Genomic DNA, 21,563 nt, shown 5'->3' with positions numbered 1-21,563 from the left:
CGCAACCAAGGACACCAAGTGGAACACCCGGACAGCGAGGTCCGGCGGATCCTCACGTCCTGGCAACCTCACACCCCAACGGAAACGACCACCTCAACCCCGGCCAGCCGATCGGTGGATCGAGGCTTAGCCGTGACGCCCCTGCTCGGCGGTCAGGGGTTCGGTGCCGCCGTCGGCAACATCATCTGCCCGCACAACATCGTGGCGGCTTCCGCCACCGTCGGATTGTCCGGACGCGAGGGACAGGTGCTGCGCGTGACCATTCCGGTCGCCCTGGTCTACACCGCCCTCGGCGGGATCCTCGCCTGGTGGTTCCTGAACTGACCCATGATCATGAACACTTGGCAACCGATATGGTCATTTAGTGTTCATGATCATCAGGTGATAGAGGCGAAGAACACGGCCAGCACACGCAGCAAGGCGGGTCCGATGAACAGGACGAAGAAGAAGAGAACGATCGGCAGCAACGACGTATCACTGTCAGCGCCGCGTTGAGGCGAGGCCACCCGGACGCGCGGCTTTTCCTCCCATTCATCCGGCGACGGATGCGCCGACGGGTATTCGTAGACGGGACCCGGCCGAGTCCGCGCGGACTCCGTCGGATAGCTGATGTCCTGAGCGCTGCGCGCCGTCCTGCGCCCACCGTCGTACCAGCTATCGGGCGCGGATTCCAGGAGCACGTCCCGGGCCCGGACCAGCTCATCGAATGTTTGGTCGTTTCCGCCGGTGTCCGGGTGGCCGCCCTGCCGGACCTGGCGGCGGAACGCCCGGATGATCTCCGGCCGGGCTGCTCCGTAGCGCACCCCGAGAACATCATGTGGGTCCCGCCGACCCGATTCCGGGCTACCGCCGGTCATGACCCCACACCCCGGCGCTGCCTGCCGACTTCATGTTCTACCGCCTCCGTGGATCATCGCGGCAATACTGATGCCGTTACCGATAAGACGAATGGCGAGGCAGAAACGTGACATCTCCCTCTTCGCTACCCGTTCTCACGATGGGCCGTTCGGCTCCACGTCTGGGCCACGCGCGGCGACGAGGGTTCGTCGCAAAAGCACGGTGAGCAGCTCCCGGTAGCGGTCGAGGGACCAGCCGCGGCTGTTGGTCAGGCGCTGAAGTGTCTCGGGAAACATAAAGCTCCAGAGCAGGTCGGTAGCGGTGGCTATTGTCCACGGATCCGCCAGCCGACGCTCATCGGCCAGTCGCTGGACGATGCTCCGACAGGCCTCGTGCCAGATCTCCACGCCCTGGTCGACGAGCACGGCAACATCAGGATCGTCGCCTTGCGCGCGTAGGACAGCGAGGTCGACGGCCATGATCTTCGGGTGGTAGTGCGCCAGATGGGCGCAGAAGGCGTCGAGCGCCGCTTCGGCATCAGGCGCGTCGAGGACTGGTTGGAGAGACGAAGCCAGGTCAAGCTTCTCATCGACGTACTCGTGCAAAGCGAGCAACAGCTCCGCGCGCGAGGAGAAGTGTAGGTATAGGGCCTGTCGACTAACCCCGGCACGTTTCGCGACCGCGCCCATGGTGGTCTGCTCGGCGCCGCTCTCCTCCAGCAGCTGCCATGCCGCCTCGAGTACCGCCGCGCGCGTGCGGCGACTCCGCCGATTCTGCGGCCCGTCAATTCGCTCCATTGCACCCCTATAGACAGAAACTTGTCACTGTGTCAAGATTAGCCATGGAAAGCCGACAATACCGCGACGCCGAACGCGCACTGTGGAACCACGCGGGCGTCACCCCGATCGAGCACCGAGTCCACTTGGCTCGAAATGACGTCAACGTCCGTGTCCTCGAGGCCGGAGAGGGCCCGCCGGTGCTGTTCATCCACGGCGGCCCGGGCGCGGCCGGGTCCGTATGGGCCTACTTGGCCGCACAGCTGCCTCAGTTTCGCTGCCTGATGATCGATCGGCCCGGCACCGGGCTGAGCGACCCACACCCGCTCAACGATCTGCCCGCGATACGCCGCGAATGCGAGACCCTCGTCGCGGACGTCCTCGACGGGTTCGATATCGATCGCGCACATGTCGTTGGCTCCTCGCACGGCAGCTACGTGGCGATCCTCTCGGCGGCGGCATGCCCCGATCGCGTCATCCACACCGTCCACCTCGGCTGTCCTGGCTTCGTCGACGGAATGCACATCACCGGATTCGACCGGCTCGTGCTGTTACCCGGCGTGCCGCGGCTGTTCACCCGTATGCCAGCCGGTGAGCGGAGCATGCGGTCCACCTTCCGCCAGCTCGGGCACGCGACGGCGGACAAGACCGGCAAGATCCACCAGCCCTTCATCGAATGGTGTGTCGCGCTGCAGCGGCACACTGACACCATGCGAAACGAACTCACGTCGATGGGTCGTATGGGAACATTCCGACGCGGTTTCGACCCGTCGCTCACCATCGACGAGGCTACGCTCGAGCACGTACAGTCCCCCACCTACGTCCTCTGGGGTGACCACGATCCTTACGGCGACGAATCCGTTGCCCGGCGCCTTGTCGCCATGCTGCCCAAAGCCACACTCGAGATGATGCCCGCCGCCGGCCACCTCTGCTGGCTCGACGATGTCGGCCACGCGGCCGACACAATCCACCACCATCTGTTGAACTGATCCCTGAGAAATCTCCGGACGACCCCACTCAGTCGATCGCCGTATATCACCGGCTCAAAGCAGCCTGGACCATAACCGGGAAAGATGCCTCACTGGGCCATGTCGACGAACCGGCTGTAATGCCCCTGGAAGGCGACGGTGATGGTAGCTGTTGGGCCGTTGCGGTGCTTGGCCACGATGAAGTCCGCTTCACCTGCCCGCGGCGATTCTTTCTCGTAGGCGTCTTCGCGATGAAGGAGCATCACCATATCGGCATCTTGTTCGAGGGAGCCGGACTCCCGCAGATCGGACAACATGGGTTTCTTGTCTGTCCGCTGCTCCGGGCCACGGTTGAGCTGACAGATGGCGACGACGGGCACTTCCAGCTCTTTCGCCAGCAGCTTCAGCGACCGCGAGAACTCGGAGACCTCCTGCTGCCGGCTTTCGACCTTCTTGCCGCTGGTCATCAGCTGCAGGTAGTCGACAATGACGAGCCGGAGGTTGTTGCGCTGTTTCAGCCGCCGGCACTTGGCCCGAATCTCCATCATGGTCATGTTCGGAGAGTCGTCGATGAACAGCGGCGCGCTGGAGACCTCACCGGTGGATCGAGCGATCCGGTTCCAGTCGTCATCAGTCATCTGGCCGGCCCGCATGTGATGCAACGGAACCTTCGCCTCGGCGGACAACAGCCGCATGGTGATCTCGTTCCGGCTCATCTCCAGCGAGAAGATCACCGACGTCAGCTGATGCTTGATCGACGCCGCCCTCGCGATATCCAGTCCCAGCGTAGATTTGCCCACGGCCGGGCGCGCGGCCAGAATAATCATCTGGCCTGGGTGCAGCCCGTTGGTCAGCGAATCCACGTCGGCGAATCCGGTGGGGACGCCCACCATCTCACCGCCGCGAGAACCGATCGCCTCGATCTCATCGAGCGCGCCCTCCATGATGTCGGACAACGGCGCGTAGTCTTCCGACGCACGGCGATCGGTGACGGCGTAGACCTCAGCCTGTGCACGGTCAACGATGTCGTCAGCGTCGCCGTCGCCCCCGTAGCCCATCTGAGTAATCCGGGTGCCGGCCTCCACCAGCCGGCGCAGAATGGCACGCTCGCGGACAATGTTGGCGTAGTACCCGGCATTGGCAGCCGAAGGCACGGACGAAACCAGCGTATGCAGGTACGGAGCACCGCCGATTCGGCCCAGATCACCACTCTTCTGCAACACGGCCGCGACCATGACGGCGTCCGCCGGCTCGCCGCGGCCGTACAGATCGAGGATCGCCTCATAGACAACCTCGTGCGCCGGTCGGTAGAAGTCGACACCACGCAGGACTTCGACGACGTCGGCGATGGCGTCCTTGGACAACAGCATGGCACCGAGCACCGACTGCTCCGCGGCGACGTCCTGGGGCGGCGTCAGACCCGGGCCACCCACCGGAGCGTCGTCACGACTAGGCAGTTCAGTGACGCTCACCCGTTTATCCCCTCACACCGTCGACCCATTCATACACACGTTCTACCACCCAGGCCCGACAAGGTCCCCGTACTTCCCAGGCGGGACGCCTACCGAACGATCCCGGTTCTATGACGGTAGGCCGCCCACCATCGGTCGTCCAAGCTAGACACGCACAACCTCTGTGCACTGCTTGTGGATGACTCAGGCCGTTCGCTGGCAACCCCGGGAAACGATCATCCCCAGGTGTGGACAACCCTGGGGATAGTCGTGGATCACAAGCCGCCATTCTGCGTGCTGACCTAGTTCTAACTGCGGTAACGCCCGTCCACCGGCTGTGGACGGGAAATTTGTCATCATGCATCTCAGAATCCGAGACGTTCGGCAGGTCTGTCAGGTCCGACAAATACCGTCGCTACTGCCATGAAACGACGACCCACGGCATTCCACCGGCATCCGGCCGACGGCGAAATCCTTCGCCTCGCGCTTCCCGCGCTCGGCGCACTCGTCGCCGAACCGCTCTTCCTGATCGCCGACTCCGCCATCGTCGGCCAGCTAGGGACGCCCGAACTGGCCGGCCTCGGCATCGCGGCCGCCGTGTTGTCCACACTGGTCAACGTCTCGATCTTCCTCGCCTACGGCACTACAGCAGCCGTCGCCCGGATGCTAGGGGCGAACGACTTACCGGGAGCACTGCGCGCCGGCATCGACGGGTGCTGGCTGGCCATTCTGATCGGCGCCGGGACACTGGCGGTCGGCTGGCCGCTCACTCCATGGATCGTCGAGCGATTCGGCCCGGCTCCCGAGGTCGCCGAGCATGCGGAGACGTACCTGCAAATCAGCCTGCTGGGCATCCCGCCGATGCTGCTCGTGCTCGCGGCCACCGGGGTTCTGCGAGGGCTGCAAGACACCCGGACGCCCCTCTACGTGGCCGGCTCGGGCGCTGCCGGGAACGTCGTGCTGAATGTCATCCTGGTTCATGGTTTTCAGCTCGGCATCGCCGGCTCGGCCATCGGAACGGTCATCGCGCAGACGGCGATGGCAGCGGTGTTCATCCGCGTGGTCGCCCGGGCCGCGCGCAGACACGGCGCGTCGCTGAAACCACATTGGCCCGGGGTACGCCGTTCGTTCGGAGCAGGCGTGCCGTTGATTGTCCGCACCGTCGCGATGCGGGTGGCTTTGATCACCACCACTGTCGTCGCCACCGGCCTGGGCACTGCCGAACTGGCCGCTCACCAGGTGGCTTTCACCACGTGGACCTTGCTCGCACTGATCCTCGACGCGGTGGCCATCGCCGCCCAGGCCTTGGTCGGACGCGCCCTCGGTGCCGGGAACATCGATGAAGCCCGTTCAGTCACCCGCAGGATGGTGCAGTGGGGCGTGTTGACCGGCTTCGCGCTCACCGTGGTGGTGTTGGCGGTGGCCTCGGTCTATGCTCCTTTGTTCACCCAGGACCAAGAGGTTCGTTCGCTGCTCGTGGCTGCGCTGATCGTCGCCGCGCTGCTGCAGCCGCTGGCGGGCTGGGTCTTCGTCCTGGACGGCGTCCTGATCGGCGCGGGAGACGGTCGCTACCTCGCCTGGGCCTCGGTGCTGTCGGTCGTCGTCTTCCTACCGGCAGCGTTCGCCGTCATGTTTCTCAGCCCCTCGGGGACGGCCGGCATCGTCGCACTATGGGGCGCGATCGGGCTGTGGACCGTGGCCCGCCTGATCACGCTGGACCTACGCGAGCGCCGCGGGGCGTGGGCGGTGACCGGCTCCGTGCGCTGATGCACACCGGGTGTCGGGGCCACACCGAAGACACCCGCCTGCGACACTGTCGCCGGACAGACGCGCATCCGGATGAAGACCATCCGAGCGCCCGAACGGGGAAGGCCCGATGGATGTTCTGACGTTGCCGTTCTACCTCGGCTTCGGCGCGATCGCGGCGCTCGTCGTCGGGCTGGCAGCTCAGCGATTGCTCGGTATCCGGCTCGGACCCGTTCGGCTGCTGCTGACCGGTCTATTCGCACTTTCCGTCGGCCCACTGATCATGCTCGGCATGATGGGCCAGTTCGACATCCCACAGGAAGGCACCGACACAAGGCCCGAAGGTGCGGTCTTCTGGTTTCTCCTGCTCGCGGTCGTCGTGACGATTCTCGCCTCGATGGCCTTCATCGTCGTGGTCGAAGCCTTCGCGCCGCTCGGCTCCATCCCGCCTGCAGGCGCCGGGCCGGGCCCAGTTTCGGCGTGGTCATCGGCTCTCCGTCGTGTGTGGGCGATGGCTCGTCAACTCGGTGGTTGACACCGGCAGCGTAGAGGGCCGCGCCGGACCCTGCGGCGGTCGCCGGTGAGCAGAGGGTCCCTCGTTTGGTTAGTAGTCCTGTCGTTAGGGCCCCATTCATGGTGCGACCTCCCCGTGGTCGGGGCGGACCGATGAGCACGGCCACATCCGACCAGCATTGCTCAGACCGACGAATCTCGGTCGCCCGCTGGGAACCGCCGGCGGACGCTGAACTTCTCGGCGAGCTGCTGAGCAAGCTCCGGAGCTGGCAGCCCCTGGATGGCGAGGCCGTCCTGGACGACATCGCCGCTGCCCTCGACGACATGACTCCGGATGAGGCGGAGATTGCCGAGTTGGTGCAGCGGCTCTGCGGCCATCTCGCGCGGCTGACGGCTATCGCCGTTGCCGCAAAGGCGGACCAGCGTGACGCCCCAACGGCCGCCCTGGTCCAGCGGGGCCGCGTTCTTCGGTCCGTGGACGTCGCGGGGGATCGTGCCGTTGCGACGCACCATCTGCGGCGCATCGGCTGGGTGACAAACGAGCTGATGGAGGCCCTCGTGGCGGCGAAATGTCTCAAGGAGGCGGCGTGAACACTCCTCGGCTCCTGCCGCCCACCAGCGCCATCGACTACGCGTACTTCCGCGACCGGCTCGCCGACCCCACCGTCCTCGACCACAGCGTGGCGGTACGCCTGCACCGGGTCTCGCTGCTGGCGGTCGCCGTCGGCGGGCCACGACGCGGGGGCTATCTCTCGGTCGATCTCCTCCTTACCGCCGTCGCCGTCGGCGACCTCCTGACCGGTCGGCGCGGATTCCCCGACGTACGGGTCCGCTGGTCCCCCTACACCGACACCTGCCACGTCGTCGAGTGGGGCGAGCCAGCGCCAGAGGAGAGCGACGCAGCCCGTGGCCGGTTCTACGGCTACCGCGAAGCAGCCATCACCGCGTTTCTCGCGCCCTCGGGGGCGAGTGGGGGTGCGCGATGAGCCCACCAGCAGCGCAGCCGGGACGCTCGTGTGTGGGACGCCCGCTGACCGGGCCGGACAGCGGCCCGGTGTCCTACGCGACGCTCGCGCACGGCGATGTGGTCGAGATAGCCGGCAAGCGCCACCAGATCGCCACCATCATCCAGCACCGTCGCGGCTTCACCATCCAGTTCGCCGACACCAGCGTGATCCGGGTGCTGTGCCCGCCGGAAGTCTGCCTGATCGACGGCCGGCAGATCCGGCTGGACGAGATCCCGGCAGGCCGCTGCCTGTGGTGCCCGAGCGAACGCCCGCTCGTCCCGGTCGGCCTGTACGTCACCCAGTCCGGACGGGAGGTGACCGCATACGCCTGCACCAGCTGCCTGCGGCAGCACAACCTGCTGCCGCTTGCTTTCCGCCCAGCTGGTACGGGCACCGAGGTTCGCCGTCGAACCAAGCGCGGCCCGTGACCCCACGCCGCCACCAGCACCACCCTTCGTTGTTCACATTCCTTGAGGTGAAGCCATGACGACGCATGCCGCCATCGACCCAGTTCACGACCGAGACCGCGCCGAGGCCGAAGACGCCGCCAGGGCTGTCGCTCACCAGGCCGAACGGCTCGGGCTGCCCTTGGACGATCTGTCGATCACCGCCCCCTGCCCCACCTGCCGCCGCACGGGGTTCTCGATCTCGATCGGTGCCTTCAGCCCCGAGGAAGCGCATCGGCTCGCCAGGGCGCTGCGCGCCGTTCCGGCCGACGTTCTACGGTTCGCGCCGGAAGATGCGGAGTGATCGGCGATGCGGCCCGCTCGTTCACGGCGGCGGCGCCTGCGCTGATCTCGGTAAGCTGAGCGTCATGTCTTCCGTCGCTCCCCGTGTCCGTTTCGCACCCTCGCCCACCGGCATGTTTCATGTCGGCGGAGCCCGCTCCGCGCTGTACAACTGGGCCGTGGCCCGGCAGTCCGGCGGCACGTTCGTTCTCCGGATCGAGGACACCGACGCGGCGCGGAACCAGCCGGAGTGGATCGACGGGATCATCAGCGCCCTGGCGTCCATCGGCATCTCGGAGCAGGACCCGGCGTTCGAGGGGCCGTACTTCCAGTCGCGGAACGCCGACCGCCACCGGGAAGCGGCGGCGCAGCTGGCCGCCGCGGGGAAGGCGTACCACTGCGACTGCACCCGCGAGCAGCTGAAGGAACGGACCGGCTCGGAGCACTTGGGGTATGACGGCTTCTGCCGCGAGCGGGGTCTGGCGTACGAGCCGGGGCGGGCGCTTCGTTTCCGCACACCGGACGACGGCGAGACCGTCGTGGTGGACTTGGTGCGCGGTAAGCCGGCGTTCCCGAACGCTTCGATCGAGGACTTCGTGATCGCGCGCGGGGACGGCTCTCCGGTCTTCTTGCTGGCGAACGTGGTGGATGACCTGGACGAAGGCATCACGCTGGTGATCCGGGGCGAGGAGCACCTGTCGAACACGCCGAAGCAGCAGCTGCTGTGGGAGGCGCTGGGCGCGAAGGCGCCGACCTGGGCGCATCTGCCGGTGATCGTCAACGAGAAGCGGCAGAAGCTGTCCAAGCGCCGGGACAAGGTGGCGCTGGAGGACTATCTCGCCGACGGCTATCTGCCGGCGGCGATGATGAACTACCTGATGCTGCTGGGCTGGGGACCGGGCGACGATGTGGAGCTCCGGCCGTACGAGGAGCTGGAACAGCGCTTCCGGGTGGAGGACGTCAACACCTCACCGGCCTTCTTCGATGTGAAGAAGCTGACGGCGTTCAACGGCGAGTACATCCGGGCTCTGTCGCCGGAGGCTTTCGTGCAGGCATGTGAGCCGTGGCTGACGGCCCCGGCCGCGCCGTGGACGCCGGAGGCGTTCGACCCGGCGGTCTTCGCCTCGGTGGCGCCGCTGGCGCAGTCGCGGCTGACGGTGCTGTCGGAGATCACGACCTATGTGGACTTCCTGTTCCTGGCCGAGCCAGTGTTCGATGAAGGTTCGTGGAACAAGGCGATGAAGGCGGGCGCCGCCGAGCTGCTGCGCGATGCCCGGTCCACGCTGGAGAGCGCCGAGTGGGCGGCTGAACCGCTGAAGGCTGCCATGGAGGCGGTGGCTGCGCAGCACGGGCTGAAGCTCGGTAAGGCTCAGGCACCGGTCCGGGTGGCGGTGATGGGGCGCACGGTGGGCCTGCCGCTGTTCGAGTCGCTGGAGGTGCTCGGCCGTGAGCGCGTGCTGGCCCGGTTGGATGCCGCGCCGCGGCGCCTGGCGGGCGAGTAACGAGCAACGATCACTCCGGGACCTGGCGCAGGAGCCTGTTCCAGGCAGTGGCGAAGTAGCCGGGGTCAAGGCGGGCGAGAGCGTCGTAGGCGATCTTCGTGTCGACTTCCGGGGCGCTCGCTCGTCGGCGGACCTGCTCGGGGAGCCGGTCGAGTTCCGGCGCCGGCTGTCTGGTGAGCCGGGCGAGATCCCCGAGACCGGCCCGACGGCGGATCAAGGCCGGCATGCCGACGAGCAACGCCTCGGCGGCGCAGCGGCTCCAGCCCTCCCGCATCGACGAGTGAAAGACCCCGACGTCGCAAGCGCGCAGCAGCCGTAGATATCGATCTCGGGGGAGGTCGAAATGCGCGCCGGGGAAGCCAATGGTGTTGCTGCCGGTGGTGATCACCCGGATTCCCGGGTCGCTGCCGAGTGCGGCGGCGACCGTGGCAGTGCCCTTCCAGTGGACGGCCTTGCCAGCGTAGACGGCGATCACATCGGGCGGCAGACCGAACTCGGCGCGGCAGGCTTGCCGGTCCAGGGAGCGGGTATGGTCGATCTCCGCGAGGTCGAAGGCATTGTGGATGACGTGAACTCGGTCGATGCCGCGGGCGCGCAGGAACCGCGCCCAGTACGGCGCGACGCAGACCACGGCGGCGCATTGCGGCAGCACCTGGAAGAGGCGCCGCCACAGCAGTGCCTCCACAGGCGGGGAGTCGTGCTGCAGCGACTCATAGTGGTGGAAGACGAAGATGGTGCGGGCGCGCATCTCGGGGGTGAAGAGCAGCAGGCTCAGGTCGTCCCAGACGAACGCGCCGGGGCTGTGCCGCAGCGCGTGCACGGCCGGTGTGATCCGGGCGAGGTGGCGCACCTTGCGCCAGCGGCGGACTCGGTAGGTGCGCTTGCGGTCGGGCACGGTCTGCCAGTCGATCTCGTCGGCCGTCACGTCATGCAGCATCCGGAGGTAGGCCCGTCCGCCGGTGCGGCCGTGTGGATCGAGGGAGTGGATCACCCTTGTCACGTGGGGCCCTCCTCCTCCGCGCGGGCCAGGCAGGACTCGTAGGCGCTGACCAGCACGGTGTGTGCGGCGTTCAGGTGCGCGGTGCGTGAACGGGCGTCGTGGGCAAGGGGCAGATAGAAGTCCGCCAGGGCGGCCAGGAAACGTTCGCGGCGTCGGACGTCCGGTGAGTTCTGCAGGTCGCGCAGGTTGTGGATGCGGTCCGCCAGCCGCACGAGCAGGCTCTCGTCGTCGAGGCGGAGAGTCTTGGCGCGCCAGGCGGCTTCGTCGCCGGGGCATTTCGCGCGCTGCTTCAGGCGGTGGTCGGGGATCATGCCGCGCAGCTGCTCCACCAGGTCATCGCCGAGCGCTGTCCGGATACGGTCGGCGATGCCCGGCGTGACTTCGAGGGCGTCGTGCAGGAGACCCAGCACCAGCGTGTGCGGAGTGGTGACGTGGAGCTCGGTGCGCAGGATGGTCACCACGGCAAGCGGATGGGCGAGGTAGGGAGTGCCCTGGTCACGGGTGTGACCGTCGTAGGCGGCGAGGGCGAGGGCCGAGGCCCTGCGGGCTTGGCGTCGGTCTGGAGGGGGCCAGGAGGCGGCGCCGAGCGTGGCGAGGACGGCGTCAGTCGAGGTGGGGATGGGCACGGGTCACCTCCCTCCGGCAGCGGACAGCGGGGCGGCTTGCGGCAGCGGGATCCGGTCGGCGAGCAGGAGCGTGTCGCCAACGGCGAGCGCGTCAAGGCCGAGTTCTGCGGCGGCCTGGACGCTCTGCCGGGCAGTGCGCAGGATCGGGGCGCCTTTGCGGTTGAGGGAGGTGTTCAGCAGCAGCGGCAGGCCGGTGCTCTGGTAGAAGGCTTCCAGCAGCGGGCGCAGAGCGCTGTGGTCGGCGGCCACGGTTTGCAGCCGGGCGGTTCCGTCGCGGTGGACCACGGCGCCGATGCGGTCGGACTTGCAATGGCGCGTGACCGCTACGCGGTTCATGAAGGGATCACCGGTGCCGACGAACCAGTCGGCGGCGTGCTCGGCCAGAACGGCGGGGGCGAAGGGCCGGTAGCCGGCGCGCTGCTTGAGCGCATTGATTCTCTGGCGGGTCTCGCTGCTGCCCGGGTGGGCCAGGACGGAGCGGTGGCCCAGGGCGCGGGGGCCAAACTCCAGAGGGCCCTGGACCCAGCCGACGACGTGGTGATCGGCGAGCAGCCGCACGACCGTGGGCACGAGCCGGTCGCCGAGGCCACGGATCAGGCGGTATCCGGCGGGCGCCTCGGCGCGATGCGCGCCGGGCACCGGGCCCCAGGCGGCGTCCGCCGGGACAGGCAGGCGGGGCTGGCCGAGCTGGTAGTTCCAGGCGTACAGGGCGGCGCCGACGGCGGTGCCGGCGTCGTGCGGGGCGGGGGCGACGAAGAGTTTGTCGAACCCCGCATCGGCGGCGAGGTGGCCGTTGAGATGGGAGTTCAGCGCGCAGCCGCCGGAGAAGACGAGGGTGTCGGCGCCGGTGAGGTGCTTGAGGTGGCGGGCGACGTGGGTGACCGCGATGGCGAAGGTTTCCTGCGCGGCGGCGGCAAGGTCGGCGCGTTCACCGAAGGAAGCCGTTGCGGCGCTCGCGGCGGTCCATGACCGGCTGCCGAGGAGCAGCGGCGTGGTGGTGTCTGCCGAGCCCCAGGGGTGGGCGATGCCCACGTGGCCGTCCTCGCCGAGGTGGATCAGGGCGCGCAGGGCCTGTCGGTGGCGTGCCGGGTCTCCGTAGGCGGCCAGGGCCATCATGCTGCCTTCTGCTTCGTCGCCGGGCGGGATCACGCGCAGGGCGAGGTTGCGGTAAAGGTGGCCCAGGGAGGGGTGGACGCGGCGCGGCCCCGCCTCGCCGGGCAGGACTGCGGGCATGGCCTGGTGGAGGCGGTCGATGCGGTCGGGGCGCAGGTCGTATCCGGTGATGCGTTCACGTCCGGCACCGATGTCGGAGCCGAGGGAGGAGCCTCCGGCGTCGATGACCAGGCCGGCGGCGTGGTCATGGCCGGAGAGCAGGTAGCCGCTGAGCACGTGGGCTGTGTGGTGGGAGATCAGGCGCAGTCGCTCGCCGAGCGGCGTGGGCAGCAGGGCGGCGAGTTCGTCACGTTCGGCGGCGAGCCACCAGCCGGCGGCCGGGCTGGGGCGCATGGACGGCGTCCAGACGGCGTCGATGTCGTAAGGGCTGATGCCCGCGGCCTCAAGGCACCAGGCCAGGGCCTGGGCGGGGGCGGTCAGGGTGGCCTTGCGGGAGCCGGGGCTGCGGTGGTGTTTCAGGCCGCTCCAGCGTTCTTCTTCGGCGGCGTACAGGCGTCCGTCGGCGATCAGCGCGGCGGAGGTGTCATGGTGGAAGTTCAGGCCGAGAACGGCAGGCATGGGCGGTTCCCTCTCCGGGCGACGGCATTCATCGGGCTGCGGTGGTGACCATCGGGATTACGGAGGCGCCAGAGTCGGTGTACTCGTGGCACTTGCCGCAGAAGCGGTAGTGATGGCCGCGCGGTGCGAAGACCTTGGCGGCAAAGTCGTCGTCCCAGACGCTGAATTCGCTGTCCTCCTTCGCCATGGCGTTGAAGCAGCGGTAGCAGGACCCGTCCAGTTCGATCATCAGGTGCTGGTCGAGGTAGCGGGCGCACAGCCCGCGCAGGTCGTTGGCGGGCTGGCCGACGTCGATGTGGTGGACGTGGTTGGTGACGTGGATGGCGCCGTAGGCGGCGCTCAGCGCGGCGATTTCGTCCAGGCGGGCCGGGCTGATGCCTTCCAGCACGCTGTTGAGCACCACGGTCTTGCCGGCGGCGCGCAGCGCGGGGACGACCGTGTGTACCTCCGCGTAGTTCTCGTGCTCGTCGTCGCAGCCGATGAGGATCTGGTCGTAGCACGCGATGGTCGTGTCCAGGAGGCGCTGGTTGCGGGCCAGGGTGATGGCGTTGGTGCCCAGCACAATGGTCGTGCCGGGCAGCCGCGAGCGGGCAAGGCGGCTCAGGGCGGGAAAGTCGCGGTGGACGGTCGGCTCGCCGCCATTGATGTGCAGCTGGGCAAAGGGGAGGGCGGCCAGGCGGTCCAGGACGGCGGCGAACATGTCCAGGGGCATGTTCTCGCCCTGGGCGCCGTCGGCGAAGATGCAGAAGTCGCAGGAGCGGTTGCATTTCGTCGTGATCTTGATCTTGGCGGTCTTCAGGGTGCGAGTACCGAGGACGGGGCTGGGCATCTGGGCCTCCTCATGTGCAGGGCGGGCGGGCTGGGTTATCCGAGAGGAGCGGTGAGAAAGTCCTCCACGACGCTGCTGTTCCGGTTCAAGTCGGCGAGCGCCCGCCGGAGGGTGGCGGCAGTAGTGGCCCCCTGCGGGATGAGTTCGGCCATGCGTGCCGCCAGCTGTTGTTCGGCGGTGACCCGGTCGGCGGCGAGCGTCCGCAGGGTGGCGGTGACGGCCTGGAGCTCCTTGGCCTCACGGGCGATGAGGTAGCCTGTGGCCGCGCCGGGAGGCGGGTCGAGGTAGTACAGCCAGCGGGCGCGGCGCACGCGCAGGGTGCCGGCGGTCATGATCCACGCCGTGCTCGGCGATCCGTGACCAAGACCGCTGGTGCCACCGGCCTGTACGGGTACGTGGCCCATGGCGACGGCCAGCGCTCGGTGCGCGGCTCGCAGCAGCCGCTCGGCGTCCGGCCGCCCCCGCTCGGTGGTCGCATGCACCTGGTGCAGGAACAGTTCGGCGAAGCGTTCCAGCCCGGCGGGCCGCCACTGGTTGAGGGCGGCCGTCTTGCCGGGGCAGCGGGTGCGGGTGGCCAGACAGGCGGCGGCGAACCAGCACAGCGCGAGGTAGTGCCAGACCACGCAGTGCCGGCGATAGCCAGACATGTCACGGGAGACGTTGTCCGTGCTGTCCGCGGCCAGTTGGTAGCGGCCACGTAGCCGGGCATCGAGGATGGCGCGGTAGAAGCGCTCGTCCTGGCTGTCCCACGCGGCCATCTGCGCGCGGGACCTCCACCGCTGGAGTGTTGGCGCGTGCCCGTTGATCAGGCTCCAGGTGGCCAGCTCGGCGGGCGCGACCTGGCGGGCGTCTATCTCGGAGACGGTGAAGGCGAAGCCCGGCGGATGCTCCAGCAGCCGCCGGTTGTCCGGCGAGGCCGCAACCGCGGCACGGTGGGCCGCGGCCAGGGACTCGTTCCACTGCCGCCAGCTCGTCGGGGAGCCAGACAGGGCAAGGCGTATGTCGAGGTCGGAGTGGGGAGCGATCAGGTCGACGCGCTGCCACTTGTGGGTGAGCATTGCCGAGGTGACGCCGTGGCGGGCGAGCTCGGCGGCGTACTGACCGCCGAGATCGCCGTACAGCGTGGTTGCCTCGGACACGGTCGTGGTCACCGGCCCTCCCCCGAGCCCGGACGCCGGCCACAGGCCGGAGCGCCGGCTCCGGCATCGGCGAGGGGCAGCAGCGGCAGCCCCGTTACAGGGGCGCCTTCCGGGCGCTCCATGCGGTCCCAGCGCAGGTCGTAGTCGACGTAGTGATAGCCCTGCCACGCGTCGTTGCTGTTGCGTTCGATCATGGCGCGGAAGAGGTGGGCGAAGGCCGTGGTGAGCGTGCCACGGGCAAGGTGCGGCTTGAGCGGGATATCGCGGTTGTGCAGGATGCACGGCCTGGCCACTCCGGTGGGCGTGATCTTGATGCGGTTGGCGTCGGAGCAGGTGGCGCAGCTGGAGTTGGAGATGAAGCCGATCGACCCCGACCAGCCGGTGGGCTGGAGGTAGCGGCCAGGGCTGCGCACTCCCAGGGCTTCACGGTCGATCTCTCCGGCACCCGCGAACCAGTCGTGCAAGTGGCGGCGGACCTCGGCCTCGGGGATGAACTCGGTGTCGAACAGGTCCTGTGCGGGCCCAATGTTCTGGAGCTCGATGAGGCGGACGGCGACCGGCAGGGTCCGGGCGAGCTCTGCGACGTGGAAGGCGTCGTCGAGGTAGCTGCGCTGCAGCACGCAGTTGATCTTTACCTTGAGTCCGCGGGCCAGGGCCTCGTCGATGGTGGTCCGCGCGACGCGGGGGTCGCCGCCGCCCATGATGGCGGCGGAGCGTTCCGGGTCAAGGCTGTGCAGGCTGACGTTGAGGTAGGTCAGACCGGCCTGCTGGAGCCGCTCGACCGACAGGCCGTTGCGGAGGTTTCCGTGGCTGGTCATGCCGATGGACGCGCCGTCGCCGAGCCCGTCGGCGAGGGCGCCGACGATGTCGAGGATGTCGCCGCGCAGGGTGGGCTCACCGCCGGAGCAGTGGGCTTTCCTGATCTTCCAGGCGCCGGCCTCGGCGGCGATGGCCGCGTAGTCGTCGGCGCCCAGTGGCCGGTCCTTGTGGCCGTAGTCGGGCATGCACCGGGGCTTGCAGAAGACGCAGTCCAGATTGCACAGCGAGTTGAGAGTGAAGGCGAGGTAGGGGTGGTTGCGCCTGGTGGCGGCGAACGCCGCGAGCGTCGCGGGTCGGTCGGCGTGGGTCATCGGGCTTGGCCTCCGGGGGTGGGGGCGGGCTGGAGGACGACGCCGTTGAGCGGCAAGCCGTCCAGGTAGCGGCGCAGGTTGGCGGCGAAGAAATCGACGGCCTCGTCCATGTAGCGGTGGGAGAAGGCGGCGCTCTTGGGGGTGAGGACCACGCGTGGGTGCCGGCGCAGTGGGTGCGCCATGGGCAGCGGGCGCGGTTCGGTCACGTCCAGGGCGGCACCGCCGAGCCGGCCGGTGTCCAGGCACTTCAGCAGGGCCGTGTGATCGACGGTCGAGCCCCGCCCGAGGTTGACGAAGAGCGCTCCGGTTTTGCAGGCGTTCAGCAGGGCGCTGTCGAAGAAGTGCCAGGTGTCGTCGGTAGCGGGGAGCAGGTTGACCACGACGTCGGAAAGGGCCAACGCGTGCGCGGTCTGGGTGGCAGGCATCCAGGTGATGCCGCTGGACGCGTCGGGTGGGACGGTGCGCCGGATGCCGATGACGCGCATGCCGAGGCCCTGGGCCGTACGCGCGAGGCGAGTACCGATGCTGCCGCAGCCGAGGACGGTGAGGGTGGCGCCGGCCAGGTCGAAGAACTCGGTGGCGAGGTCGTCCTTCCACCAGTTGCGGGTGCGCTGGAACCTGCTGCTGGTGAACAGGCCGCGGGCGAAGCCGAGGATCAGGCCCAGCGCGTGCTCGGTCATGGGACCGGCGTGGTAGCCGTAGCCGCGGGTCACGGTGATCCCCGCGGCGGCGGCCTCGGCGGTGGGCAGGTGGTCGGTGCCCGCGGCGGGGGAGGCGATCCACACCAGGCGGGTGGCGAGGCCAATACCGTCTGCGGCGAACCGCCACCCGAAGTAGACGTGCGCGTGCGGAAGCTGGTTGTTGAGGGAGTCGGAGGAGGCGACGCGGAAGTCCACGGCGGGGAAGGCGGACCGCAAGGTATGGGCATGCCGGTCGGCGAAGTGCCAGAAAGAGTGGGGCGATTCCAGGCAGATCAGTACGACGGGGCGGCTCATCGGGCCGCGCCTTGCTGGCGAGTCGCCGTCGTCAGTGCCCAGGGGGCGCAGCGGCGGAGGGCCGCGCGGATGGCAGCCGTGTAGTCGTGGCGTTCGGCGAGCAGCGTGGTGCCGGCGCCGAGCATCCGCTCGCGTTCGCCCGGCTGGATCTTCAGCGCCCGCTCAACAGCGGCGGCGAGCGACTCGGGGTCGCCGGGAGCAGCCGTGAGCCCTGTCAGGCCATCGACCACCGTCTGGGCCAGGCCGCCGGCGGTGGTGGCGACCACCGGCCCGGCATGCGCGGCGAACGCTTCCAGCGGGATACGTCCGAACGGCTCCTCGCGGGAGGGCACGACCACCGCACGCAGAACAGGGCTGCTCAGCCAGCCGCGTACGGCCGGATCGAAGCGCGTCAGCACGGTGGCATCGAGGTCGTTCGTGTCTACGAGCTGGGCCAGCTTCTGCTGGTAGCTGTCGGGGCTGGCGCTGCTCCCGGTGGCCGCAAGGATCAAGTGCGGAAGGGGAACGTGCTGTTCGCGCAGCATGCCGAGCGCGTTCAGCAGATCCTCGAAGCCCTTCTCCGGAACGGCCCTGCCCATGGCCAGCAGGAAGCCGGCTCGTGCCGCGACTGGCAGGGGCCGCCCATACGGTGCGCGGTTGGCTTCGTCGAGCAGCAGCCCGTTGGGCAGGTCGAGCAGAGCCTCGTCGGAGACGCCGTACGCGTGCTGCAAGTGGCCGCGCATGAACCGTGAGATCGCCGCGACATAGCCGCCCCGGGCTGCCAGGGCGCGAAGGCTGGCCCGCTCCCAGCAGAATCGCGCGCGGTCCGACGGATCGGTCAGCATGCTGGTCGTACGCGGGACCGCGAGGATGTCGATTCCGCGCGGCGTGTAGCGGGGCAGGCCGAGAAACGGAACATCGAGGCCGATGAGCAGACAGCGCCCGGTGGGGTCGGTGAGGGTGGTCGCCTGCCCGGCAGCCTCCTTGCTCAGTGCCTCGCAGCCCTCGACGGTGGCGGCAAGGTCACCCAGGAGATGCAGCGGGATCACTTCCGCACCCGCGTCGTCAAGAAGCAGCCGCAGCTCGGCATTCCACCGCCGGTCGTAGTGCGGACTGGCCGACGTCACCCGGGCGGACACGACGGTCATCCGGCCGTGCGGCAGCAGCTGAGTCAGCGCGGTGATGAAGGCCCGGTTACTGAAACCGGTGCCGGAGCTCGCGCCGTAGATCCCTTCGTGGAGGGCCACGACGACACGCTGCGTCCCGGGACCAGGCGGGCGGACGCGGCCGGTGTCTGCCGGGCGCTGCTGGCTGGCGACGATCACCTGGTGAACCCTTCGTCCAGGAGGAGCAGGAAGGTGGTGCCCGAGCTGGCCGGCGGAGCCAACCTGCCTATGCCGTGACCGGCGGTCGGCTGGTTCAGCAGGTGGCCCAGCCTGGGCGTTGTCTCTCGTGTGCGTACGTTCAGCAATTCGGTCCCCTTCACTGCCTGCTGGTGGCGATGTGGCGGCTACGGTAAACAAGGACAGCGGATCGCCAGCCGGTCGAGGCACCCGAGCAACCGGTCAACTCGGTCAACTTCCTTGATTCAAAGGGCTGCTGTGGCGAAACAGGCGACGCCACCGACTGAGCAGGGAACCCATCAGAGACGTGAGGTAAGCGATGAGCACACGGTCCGGGCAGCCGAACGCCGCGCTCGCCAGTGCGCTCGACGAACTCGGCTGGAGTCCCAAGATGCTGGCGCGCAAGCTGAACCGGGTCTTTGGCAGCGGAACCACGTCCGACACCGCGCCCTACCACTGGCGGGACACCGGCGCGTTACCTCGCTCACCCCTGCCCACCATGGCGGCCTATGTGCTCTCCCAGGAGCTGGGCCGGGTCATCTCCGTGGCGGAGCTATGGCAAGGCCGGGCAGCGGATTCCCCGGCACTGCTACCAGCCGACACCGATCTGCTGGGACCCTGGACCGTGCAGGGATTGGGGCACATTGTGGAGGACTGGATTCTCGGCGGGCTCATCGATCGCCGCCGCTTCCTGGCCGTCTCCGGCACGGGACTGACCGCCGTTGTCGCGCACTACCTCGACGGCACCGCTGGCCGCGGCTCGCTCACCCCGCGAATGGCCGACCAGCTCGACGCCAATCCCCTGGTGGACCAGGTCGAACAGCACCTTCCGCTGCTCCAGTTACTCGACGACGAGCACGGCGGAGCCCGTCACCTGCCCTACGTCAGTGCGCAGTTCCGTGCGATCGGACTGCTCGTTCACGACGGCGGTCACTCCGCCCAGACGACCACCCGTCTCATCCGCGCGCTGGCCGAGATCGGCCAGCTTGCCGGCTGGATGGCGTTCGACGCGGCCGATCACGGGCTGGCACAGCGGTACTTCGTGACCGCGCTGCGCGCCGCCCACCAGGTCAACGACCTGCCGTTGTGCTCGCACATCCTCGCTGACCTGGCCTTCCAGGCCGCGAGCCGCGGCCACCCTGCAGACGCCGTCACGCTCGGCGAGGCGGCCCGGCGAGCAGCGGACGCGGCGCCGTTCGCGGTACGGGCCTCGGTGCTGTCCCGACTCGCCTACGCCTATGCCTCTGCCGGCCGTCTCACCGACTTCAGCAGAACCCGCGAAGCCGCACGCGAAACCATCGGGCGCCGAGGGCGGGATGAGGAGCCACGCTGGATGTACTTCCTCACCGACAACCATCTCGACTGCCAAGCCGGCTACGCCATGATCCAGCTCGGGCGCGCTCAGCGGCGCGACGGCATCACTGCGTCACCCAAGCTCATCGGCCAGGGAACCGCACTCCTGGAGACCGGCGCCTACACCGTGCCCCGTGGGGACCCCAGCCAACGCCGAGCTCTCTTCGAAGGTGCGTGGCTCGCCCTCGGCCACGGTGCCCGTGGTGAGCTCGAACTGGCGTGCACCGTCGGCCAGCAAGCGGCCGACCGCCTCAGCGCCGTCCGTTCGCCGCGCAGCACCGCCCTGCTGCAGCAACTCGCCAAGGACCTGCGCAGGCGGCAGCGCAACCCCCACGTCGTCAGCTTCCTGCCCAGCCTTGAACAGGCCCTTAGCCAACACGGCTCGGTCGCCCCCGGGCACCCACTAGGGTCGGGGGCATGACTGCCCAGGGCACAACCGTCGTACTGGGGGCTGGAGTTGCCGGCCTCACCACAGCCGTCGTCCTGGCTGAGGCAGGGATTCCGGTACGCGTCGTCGCGGAGGAGATTCCCGGCGCGACATCACTGGCCGCCGGTGCGATGTGGGGGCCGTACCTGGTCGAGCCCAAGGATCTGGTGGACCAGTGGAGCCAGCACTCGCTGGTACTGTTCCGCGCTCTGGCCTCCGACCCGGCAACCGGGGTCCGGGTGGCTTCCGGCATAGAAGCATCCCGCCACACCGAGGCGGCACCGGACTGGGCCACCTCCCTGCCGGGCTTCCGGCCGGCGAAGGCCGACGAACTTCCGCCCGGCTTCAGCTCGGGCTACCGCTTCACCGCCCCCCTGATCGACATGCCCACCTACCTGCGCTACCTGGAGCACCGACTACGAAGGGCCGGCGGCACGATCGAGCAGCAGACGGTACACACGCTCGACGCCGCGCCCCGGGCCTCGGCGATCGTCAACTGCACAGGGATGGGAGCCGGCTCGCTGACCCCCGACTCGGCCCTGCGGCCCATCCGCGGACAGCATGTCGTGGTCACCAATCCGGGCCTGACCGACTTCTTCTCCGAGGACACCGGAACTTCGCCCGATCTGCTGTGCATCTACCCTCACGGCAACACGGTGGTCCTCGGCGGCACCGCCATCGACGGCGACGCCAGCCAGGCGCCAGACGAGCAGGCGGCGGCCGACATCCTCGCACGCTGCTCAGCAGTGGAGCCCCGCTTGGCCGGCTCCACGGTGATCGGCCAGCGCGTCGGCCTCCGCCCTACCCGGGATCGTGTGCGTGTGGCACTGGACCAACGAAGCGACGGAACTCCGGTCGTACATAACTACGGCCATGGCGGCGCCGGAGTCACGCTGTCCTGGGGCTGTGCTCGGGAAGTTCATCACCTGCTCGCCGAGAGTCACCGCCTGCGGTGAGGAGTGCCGGGGGCAGGGCTCGGAGGTGAAGCGGCGGGTGTCGCGTCCGGGTGTGGCTGCGGCCCTTCTCTTCGTGGGCAGTGGAATGGTTGCTGCTTCGTTGGCTGGCGGCTTGGGCGATGCGGGACTGTTTGCTGGGTGTGGTGCGGATGCGCCAGGTGAGGACTGGGCTGCCCCGAGTTTCCGGACCGCTCCATGTGCGGACGGTTATGCTGCGAGCTGCCGGTTCAGGTATTCGTTGCGGACTTCTTGCGGAGTCCTGTAGTCGATCCCTGAATGGATTCGTCTGCGATTATAGAACACCTGGATGTAATTGGAAATATCTTTCTGGGCCTTCTTCCGTGTCGGATATACGTGACGATAGACACGTTCGATCTTCAACATAGAATTGAACGATTCGGCGAGCGGGTGAGTAGCCCGGGGGAATCACACCCCCAGGCTCTCGTAGAACCGTGCGTAAACCTCTCGATTTACACGGCTCCCATTGTCGAGCTGGAGGGTTTAACGCCGAAGGCCCAGTGTACGAA

The 21,563-nt window shown here is 68.4% G+C and carries 23 protein-coding genes and 1 pseudogene; 11 read left to right on the top strand and 13 right to left on the bottom strand.

Annotation, left to right across the window (positions count from 1 at the left end; genetic code table 11):
- Positions 1 to 324, top strand: a 324-nt coding sequence (locus tag F7O44_RS29155; protein ID WP_174256010.1) for an L-lactate permease, incomplete at its 5' end; no start/stop codon positions are given.
- Positions 325 to 377: 53 nt separating this feature from the next.
- On the opposite strand, the gene F7O44_RS29150 is transcribed toward F7O44_RS29155, so the two are convergent.
- Both F7O44_RS29150 and F7O44_RS29145 read right to left on the bottom strand, forming a co-directional pair.
- Complete coding sequence (locus tag F7O44_RS29150) at positions 378 to 857, bottom strand: J domain-containing protein (protein ID WP_162453852.1); 480 nt, start codon at positions 855 to 857, stop codon at positions 378 to 380.
- 135 nt (positions 858 to 992) lie between these two features.
- Positions 993 to 1,634 (bottom strand): TetR/AcrR family transcriptional regulator, encoded by a 642-nt coding sequence (locus F7O44_RS29145; protein ID WP_162453851.1) that lies wholly within the window; start codon positions 1,632 to 1,634, stop codon positions 993 to 995.
- A gap of 44 nt (positions 1,635 to 1,678) precedes the next feature.
- Here F7O44_RS29145 and F7O44_RS29140 point away from each other — a divergent pair, with 44 nt between their 5' ends.
- A complete protein-coding gene (locus F7O44_RS29140) occupies positions 1,679 to 2,602 on the top strand; it encodes an alpha/beta fold hydrolase (protein ID WP_162453850.1) in 924 nt (307 codons plus the stop codon).
- An 89-nt stretch (positions 2,603 to 2,691) separates the two neighbouring features.
- Here F7O44_RS29140 and dnaB read toward each other — a convergent pair whose 3' ends face one another.
- Positions 2,692 to 4,053 (bottom strand): replicative DNA helicase, encoded by a 1,362-nt coding sequence (dnaB, locus tag F7O44_RS29135; RefSeq protein WP_162453849.1) that lies wholly within the window; start codon positions 4,051 to 4,053, stop codon positions 2,692 to 2,694.
- Between the two features lie 402 nt (positions 4,054 to 4,455).
- Between dnaB and F7O44_RS29130 the strand changes: the two genes are divergently transcribed.
- The 7 genes from F7O44_RS29130 (at position 4,456) to gltX (ending at position 9,528) form a co-directional block, all read left to right on the top strand.
- The gene (locus F7O44_RS29130; protein ID WP_162453848.1) at positions 4,456 to 5,799 is read left to right on the top strand and encodes an MATE family efflux transporter; all 1,344 of its coding nucleotides are present in this window, start codon (positions 4,456 to 4,458) and stop codon (positions 5,797 to 5,799) included.
- Between the two features lie 109 nt (positions 5,800 to 5,908).
- On the top strand, positions 5,909 to 6,313 hold the full coding sequence (locus tag F7O44_RS29125; RefSeq protein WP_162453847.1) for a hypothetical protein: 405 nt from the start codon (positions 5,909 to 5,911) through the stop codon (positions 6,311 to 6,313).
- A 131-nt stretch (positions 6,314 to 6,444) separates the two neighbouring features.
- The gene (locus F7O44_RS29120) at positions 6,445 to 6,882 is read left to right on the top strand and encodes a DUF6415 family natural product biosynthesis protein (RefSeq protein WP_222851815.1); all 438 of its coding nucleotides are present in this window, start codon (positions 6,445 to 6,447) and stop codon (positions 6,880 to 6,882) included.
- Complete coding sequence (locus tag F7O44_RS29115) at positions 6,879 to 7,277, top strand: DUF6302 family protein (protein ID WP_162453846.1); 399 nt, start codon at positions 6,879 to 6,881, stop codon at positions 7,275 to 7,277. The genes F7O44_RS29120 and F7O44_RS29115 overlap by 4 nt, the downstream gene beginning before the upstream one ends.
- Complete coding sequence (locus tag F7O44_RS29110; RefSeq protein ID WP_162453845.1) at positions 7,274 to 7,726, top strand: hypothetical protein; 453 nt, start codon at positions 7,274 to 7,276, stop codon at positions 7,724 to 7,726. Before F7O44_RS29115 ends, F7O44_RS29110 begins: the two co-directional genes overlap by 4 nt.
- Positions 7,727 to 7,781: 55 nt before the next feature.
- Entirely contained in the window at positions 7,782 to 8,048 is a 267-nt protein-coding gene (locus F7O44_RS29105) for a hypothetical protein (protein ID WP_162453844.1), read from the top strand.
- Positions 8,049 to 8,112: 64 nt separating this feature from the next.
- A complete protein-coding gene (gene gltX, locus F7O44_RS29100; protein ID WP_162453843.1) occupies positions 8,113 to 9,528 on the top strand; it encodes a glutamate--tRNA ligase in 1,416 nt (471 codons plus the stop codon).
- A 10-nt stretch (positions 9,529 to 9,538) separates the two neighbouring features.
- On the opposite strand, the gene F7O44_RS29095 is transcribed toward gltX, so the two are convergent.
- Genes F7O44_RS29095 through F7O44_RS29055 form a run of 9 tightly spaced genes read right to left on the bottom strand, consistent with a single transcriptional unit; the run spans position 9,539 to position 18,443 of the window.
- On the bottom strand, positions 9,539 to 10,528 hold the full coding sequence (locus F7O44_RS29095) for a glycosyltransferase (RefSeq protein ID WP_162453842.1): 990 nt from the start codon (positions 10,526 to 10,528) through the stop codon (positions 9,539 to 9,541).
- Complete coding sequence (locus F7O44_RS29840; RefSeq protein WP_222851814.1) at positions 10,525 to 11,154, bottom strand: HD domain-containing protein; 630 nt, start codon at positions 11,152 to 11,154, stop codon at positions 10,525 to 10,527. Before F7O44_RS29840 ends, F7O44_RS29095 begins: the two co-directional genes overlap by 4 nt.
- Before the next feature lie 3 nt (positions 11,155 to 11,157).
- On the bottom strand, positions 11,158 to 12,885 hold the full coding sequence (locus tag F7O44_RS29085) for a carbamoyltransferase C-terminal domain-containing protein (RefSeq protein ID WP_162453841.1): 1,728 nt from the start codon (positions 12,883 to 12,885) through the stop codon (positions 11,158 to 11,160).
- A 28-nt stretch (positions 12,886 to 12,913) separates the two neighbouring features.
- Complete coding sequence (locus F7O44_RS29080; RefSeq protein WP_162453840.1) at positions 12,914 to 13,714, bottom strand: radical SAM protein; 801 nt, start codon at positions 13,712 to 13,714, stop codon at positions 12,914 to 12,916.
- Between the two features lie 35 nt (positions 13,715 to 13,749).
- Positions 13,750 to 14,865, bottom strand: coding sequence for a hypothetical protein (locus F7O44_RS29075; protein WP_222851813.1), 1,116 nt, complete (start codon positions 14,863 to 14,865; stop codon positions 13,750 to 13,752).
- Entirely contained in the window at positions 14,862 to 15,983 is a 1,122-nt protein-coding gene (locus tag F7O44_RS29070) for a radical SAM protein (protein ID WP_162453839.1), read from the bottom strand. Before F7O44_RS29070 ends, F7O44_RS29075 begins: the two co-directional genes overlap by 4 nt.
- Positions 15,980 to 16,978: a D-2-hydroxyacid dehydrogenase gene (locus F7O44_RS29065; RefSeq protein ID WP_162453838.1), complete on the bottom strand. Its 999-nt coding sequence runs from the start codon at positions 16,976 to 16,978 to the stop codon at positions 15,980 to 15,982. The genes F7O44_RS29070 and F7O44_RS29065 overlap by 4 nt, the downstream gene beginning before the upstream one ends.
- Positions 16,975 to 18,282, bottom strand: coding sequence for a glycosyltransferase (locus F7O44_RS32220; RefSeq protein ID WP_162453837.1), 1,308 nt, complete (start codon positions 18,280 to 18,282; stop codon positions 16,975 to 16,977). Before F7O44_RS32220 ends, F7O44_RS29065 begins: the two co-directional genes overlap by 4 nt.
- On the bottom strand, positions 18,279 to 18,443 hold the full coding sequence (locus F7O44_RS29055) for a hypothetical protein (RefSeq protein WP_162453836.1): 165 nt from the start codon (positions 18,441 to 18,443) through the stop codon (positions 18,279 to 18,281). The genes F7O44_RS32220 and F7O44_RS29055 overlap by 4 nt, the downstream gene beginning before the upstream one ends.
- Before the next feature lie 176 nt (positions 18,444 to 18,619).
- On the opposite strand from F7O44_RS29055, the gene F7O44_RS29050 reads away from it, so the two are divergent.
- Both F7O44_RS29050 and F7O44_RS29045 read left to right on the top strand, forming a co-directional pair.
- Positions 18,620 to 20,074 (top strand): NsdA family TPR-like regulatory protein, encoded by a 1,455-nt coding sequence (locus F7O44_RS29050; protein WP_162453835.1) that lies wholly within the window; start codon positions 18,620 to 18,622, stop codon positions 20,072 to 20,074.
- Positions 20,071 to 21,036 carry an FAD-dependent oxidoreductase gene (locus F7O44_RS29045; RefSeq protein WP_162453834.1) on the top strand — a complete coding sequence of 322 codons (966 nt, stop codon included), beginning with the start codon at positions 20,071 to 20,073 and terminating at the stop codon, positions 21,034 to 21,036. The genes F7O44_RS29050 and F7O44_RS29045 overlap by 4 nt, the downstream gene beginning before the upstream one ends.
- Positions 21,037 to 21,243: 207 nt before the next feature.
- Here F7O44_RS29045 and F7O44_RS32405 read toward each other — a convergent pair.
- A pseudogene (locus F7O44_RS32405) lies at positions 21,244 to 21,432 on the bottom strand (IS3 family transposase); the annotation flags it as partial.
- Positions 21,433 to 21,563: the final 131 nt, after the last annotated feature.

Source organism: Phytoactinopolyspora mesophila, assembly GCF_010122465.1.
Lineage (GTDB): Bacteria > Actinomycetota > Actinomycetes > Jiangellales > Jiangellaceae > Phytoactinopolyspora > Phytoactinopolyspora mesophila.
Note: the sequence above shows the minus strand (reverse complement) of the source record. Positions and strands in the feature narration are given on the sequence as shown.